This window comes from Dolichospermum circinale AWQC131C, from assembly GCF_000426905.1.
In the GTDB taxonomy this organism is placed as follows: Bacteria; Cyanobacteriota; Cyanobacteriia; order Cyanobacteriales; family Nostocaceae; genus Dolichospermum; species Dolichospermum circinale.
The window spans coordinates 56414-56889 of the sequence record NZ_KE384612.1; positions in this window are offsets into that span (position 1 = coordinate 56414).

Sequence of the window (476 nt, forward strand, 5' to 3'; positions counted from 1 at the left end):
CATTATATTATTATTTTGTTAGGTTGCGCTGACCTAATCCGCCCAGAAATGAATTATGGCTTACGCCACGCTTCGCTATCAGGGCTAATAACCAAAGTAAACTAAAGTTTACTAAAAATTTTTCGGATTATTTCAGTCATCTTTAGATGACTTTTGCTATGAGACTGGGAATTCATTCCCAGGCGGGTTAAAGGTTTTACGTTAAGTTAATACCAATAATAGCTATCCTATTTACCAAAAATCATTTATCCTGTAAATCCTTAAATCCTGGATATCATGATTCAGACATCTTCATTATATCTTTTGTTGGGTTGCGCTGTCGCTTAACCCAACCTACATGACTAAAGGGTATTTTGTTTGTTTAATCTGTTGTATAAATTCTATGAATTTATACTTTTAAAACAACCTGTTAGGTTAAGCAACAGAGTAACCTAGTAACGGGATTAAATTGTATCAGGATCTATATTTAATTCCCG